This is a genomic window from Cysteiniphilum sp., from assembly GCF_057495195.1.
On sequence record NZ_JBXTEF010000034.1, the window covers coordinates 1 to 4,935 of the forward strand.

Genomic DNA, 4,935 nt, shown 5'->3' on the forward strand with positions numbered 1-4,935 from the left:
GATTTTATTCATCTTATCTTTAACTCAACCATTTTAAAACCCACTTACAAAAAGATCCCTATAAACCTATGCTTTGCAAGAGGGGTGGCAGCCGGAGGCTGACGGGGTGTTTAATAAAATTATAGTTTTTTCTAAAGTCCGTAATTCCAGTTATTTAATGCTTAACAACACATGGGGCTTTAAAAATTCAATGCCTAGAAAGTGAGGATACGAAATTTTTTTTCAAGAAATTTTTAATGCAACGCTGCTAATTTTTCAAATTGTTCGATCAATTTGCTTTGCGTTGTTTGATATTCAGTAAGTTTTGCCTTCTCCTTTGCTACGACATCCTCTGGCGCATTGGCGACAAATTTTTGATTGCCAAGCTTTGCCATTAAGCGCGCGATTTCCTTGTCGAGTTTTTCTTGTTCTTTTTTCAAGCGTGCTTGTTCAGCTGAGACATCTATGAGCCCTGCTAATGGAATATGTAACTCCAATGTGTCAACAAGACTTGTTGCTGACATTGGCACATCATCACTCACAGCAATGTTTTCAATTTTGGCCATTGATTGAATAAGCGCTTTGGTTGCTGCAAGCTTATCTAATTCATCTGTTGAGGCATTCTTGATAAAAAGCGGAATACTCAAGCTAGGCTTAATATTCATCTCAGCACGCACGGTGCGAATGGCAACGATAACACGCTTAAGCCATTCTATCTCATGAGTTGCTTTATCATTAATAAGTGCCTCATCAAATAGCGGGAAGCTGCTAACCATAATCGATGTTGCATCCTCTTGAGTAAAGACTTTAACCTGATTAAATATCTCCTCAGTAATAAATGGAATAATCGGATGCGCCAAACGTAAAATCTTATCAAGCACTGTGATTAAAGTATATTGCACAGCATGTTTGCGCGCAGCACTAATCGCTTCTTCATTAAGTGTTGCTTTAGCCAACTCAAGATACCAGTCGCAATATTGATTCCAAACAAATTCATAAATCGTTTGCGCTAATAAATCAAAGCGGTAATTTGCTATATGCTTATGCACTTCTGCCACGGTTTTATTGAGCTCATGCCAGATCCACTCTTCCGCCACACCCATTTCATATTGGTTATATGTTGGATCATAGCCCTCTAGATTCATCATCACAAAACGTGAAGCGTTCCATAGTTTATTGCAGAAATTACGATAACCTTCCATGCGCGAAACATCAAAACAGATATCGCGCGAGGTGGAGGCAAGAGCAGTAAAGGTAAAACGAAGTGCATCAGTACCATAAGCTTCAATGCCTTCTGGGAAGTGTTTACGCGTTTGTTTCTCAATCTTAACTTTCATCTGTGGTTGCATCAAACCTTGGGTTCTTTTAACCAGCAAGTCTTCTAAAGAAATACCATCGATCAAATCCACAGGGTCAAGTACATTGCCTTTTGATTTAGACATCTTTTGCCCTTCAGCATCGCGAATAAGACCTGTGATATAAATATCTTTAAAAGGGATCTCATCCATAAAATAAAGCCCAAACATCACCATTCGTGCCACCCAGAAAAAGATAATATCAAAGCCTGTGACTAAGACACTTGTTGGATAATATTTCTTAAGCTCAGCTGTGTTATTTGGCCAGCCTAGCGTTGAAAACGGCCACAATGCTGATGAGAACCACGTATCAAAGACATCCTCATCTTGATGCAGTCTAAGTTCTAAAGATAAGCCATATTTACTGCGAATATCTGCTTCTGATTCACCAACATAGACATTGCCCTGTTCATCGTACCAAGCAGGAATTCTATGCCCCCACCAAAGCTGACGAGAAATACACCAATCCTGTAAATCACGCATCCATGAGTAATAGGTGTTTTTCCAGTTATCAGGCACAAAGCGAATATCACCATTTTCAACTGCCTCTAAAGCAGGCTTACCTAACTCACTGGCTTTAACAAACCACTGCTTAGTCAAATACGGCTCAAGGATAACGCCAGTGCGATCACCTCGTGGCACTTTCAACGTGTGTGGCTCAATCTTGACGAGCAAACCTTCTGCTTCCATATCAGCTACAATTTGTTTACGCGCATCAAAACGATCTAAACCACGATAGGCTTTAGGGGCATTATCATTGATCTTGCCTTCTGCTGTTAGGATATTGATCATTGGCAATTGATGACGTTTACCGATCTCGTTATCATTAAAATCATGTGCTGGGGTAATCTTGACACAACCCGTACCAAAAGCAATATCAACATAATCATCTGCGATAACAGGAATCTCACGTTCGGTTAATGGCAGTTTAATCATCTTGCCAATCAAATGCTGATAGCGCTCATCATTTGGGTTCACTGCCACAGCAACGTCTCCTAACATCGTCTCAGGACGTGTTGTTGCGATCTCGATGTTACCTCCATCAGCTAATGGGTAGGCAAAATGCCATAATGAGCCTTTTTCTTCTTCTTGAACAACCTCCAGATCAGAGACTGCCGTTAAAAGCACTGGATCCCAATTGACCAAACGCTCACCACGATAAATCAACCCATCTTCATAAAGCTTAATAAAGCAGGTTTGCACTGCTTGTGATAAACCTTCATCCATCGTAAAGCGCTCACGTGACCAATCAGCAGAGGTCCCTAAACGCCGCATTTGTTTAGCGATTGATCCGCCTGAGTATTCTTTCCATTGCCAGATTTTTTCGATAAATTTCTCACGTCCTAGGTCATGACGCGTCAACCCTTCGGCATTTAAATTGCGCTCAACCACCATTTGTGTCGCGATACCCGCGTGATCAGTACCCGGTTGCCATAAGGTATCATCACCCATCATGCGATGATAGCGTGTTAACAAATCCATCAAAGTTTGCTGAAAACCATGCCCCATATGTAGCGTTCCTGTGACATTAGGGGGGGGAAGCATAATTGTATAAGGCGCACCATTAGTTTGCCCACATTTGAATAAACCTTTTTTCTCCCACTTATCATAGCATTGCTGCTCTAACGTTTTGGGATCATAATTTTTTTGCTTTTTTTGCATTTCTTGCATTTCTTGTTGCTCTGTTCTCTCTTGCGTTTTTTGCATTTGCGACATTACTTAAACCCTATTATTTATTATTCCATCACAGACCATTTTGCGATGGGCATTAATATCTAGAGTTACGGACTTTTCCTATTTCAACACCCCATCTCGCAAGCTTAAGTACCCCTCTTGCAAAGAGGGGAATATAAAATCACTGCTGCCTAACTCCGCTCTTTACAAGAGGGGTGGCAGCCGTAGGCTGACGAGGTGTTTATAAAATCATAGTTTTTCTAAAGTGCGTAACTCTTAATATTAAAAAATCAAAAATTTAGAGCCGCATTTTAGCACAACGCACCAAGATTGGTTCACACAATTTTGATTAAAAAACCGAATAAAAACACACAAGTCCTTTCTTTAATATTTCTGTAACAATTGCGGCTTACTTTCCTATTTACAACTTAATGGCTAAAGCATGAGTAGCAAGATGATATGGAAATTAAACATGCAGCCAAGTGATATAGAAATAAAGCTAAATAATCTCTATTTCTCAATGACAACTGTTTTATTAGCATCGAGCAAACCTTATATAAGCCACATTTTACAACCCAACAATGCTTAAGGATCAATAACATGAAACAATGTAAACAATACAGAAAACTCTTAGCTACTGCATTATTTGCCATGACCTGCCAGAGTGCCTTGGCACAAGCACCTACAGCAAAACCTGCGACAGTTGACTCATTGACGTTGTATAGTGAAGTCACTTCACTGACGATGGCATTTAATGCCAAATATGGTAAACCATTTAGCTTACCGAGCAATGCTAAAGCCGCGATAGATCAAATAGCTAACAATTCTGACACTAAGCGCTACATGGGCACTAAAGACTATAATGATTTTGCCAAAGACTCGCAATTTGCCAAGGATGCAAATGCAATGATGGGCGATTTAACCAATCTTATTGCCAACTTTAAAAAGATTGGCTTTATCCATGCAATTGAAGCTAAAGGCAAAACACCAGCGATCATGTTTGATATCGATAACACCATTGAATTAACCTCATTTGATGATGATTATTTCACTAAATCAGGCATTAATGATCCAGCCACTGCTGAGTTTATTGAGCAAAATTGTTTCAAAGATGGCATTGCCTGCTACTTTATCACCGCGAGATCTTGTAATCACAATGAGTCATCTGCCACCAGAAGCTGGCTTAAAGAGCATCTACATTTATCAGATAAAAAACTTGATCAATATGTCTTTTTATCAGGATCAGTGCCTGCCAATGCCTGTACAAACAACGCAAATGAGCGCGTTGCTTACAAGGATGTTTTGCGCCGTGCATTAAGCGATCAACGTAATGTTTATTGGCTTATGTCAGTGGGAGATCAAATGACCGATTGGTTTGGCAAAGATACCGGCTTGAAGGTTTGGTATCCTAATGCGATGTTTGACAGTTCCATTGTTGAAAACAATCACAATAATGCTAACGCCAAACTGCATCTGCAAAGTGTAACTGCACCAAATAACCAGTGCTATAACAAATTAAAGAAAGATGTTTTAGCACAAAGCACACTGCAATATTGTGTTGCTTTTAAAAATGATCATTTTGTTAAAAGTGCTTAATACCATAATTTCCTACGCTGATTTTTGGCTATAACCATATTCCCGCCCATTTTGATTGCGTAAACGTTGGCTGAGCGTAAGTCGAAGCCTCTGTAAAGTATAATCTTCCTAAATTTACCCTTCGACTTTGCTCAGGGAGTGATAACTCTATTTTAATAAGATGCAAGCCCCTTTGACTTTGCTCAGGGGTGATGGCTGTATTAGTTTTAAAACTTGCGACTTAGGCGCTGAGAAATCACAACACTCAATATTAAAAATGTGAATCAAGGTTTAAATTATGCACAGTATTTTTGTGCCAGCAACTCAAATGCTGCACATAGCCTTCCAAATA

Annotated in this window: 2 protein-coding genes; one reads left to right on the forward strand and one right to left on the reverse strand. The window is 39.6% G+C overall.

The features are described 5' to 3' along the window. Positions 1–233: 233 nt before the first annotated feature. Positions 234–2,996, reverse strand: a complete 2,763-nt coding sequence (locus ACY10D_RS03415; protein ID WP_486999377.1) for a valine--tRNA ligase — start codon at positions 2,994–2,996, stop codon at positions 234–236. 612 nt (positions 2,997–3,608) lie between these two features. Between ACY10D_RS03415 and ACY10D_RS03420 the strand changes: the two genes are divergently transcribed. Further along, positions 3,609–4,604 (forward strand): HAD family hydrolase, encoded by a 996-nt coding sequence (locus tag ACY10D_RS03420; protein WP_486999376.1) that lies wholly within the window; start codon positions 3,609–3,611, stop codon positions 4,602–4,604. Positions 4,605–4,935 lie beyond the last annotated feature (331 nt).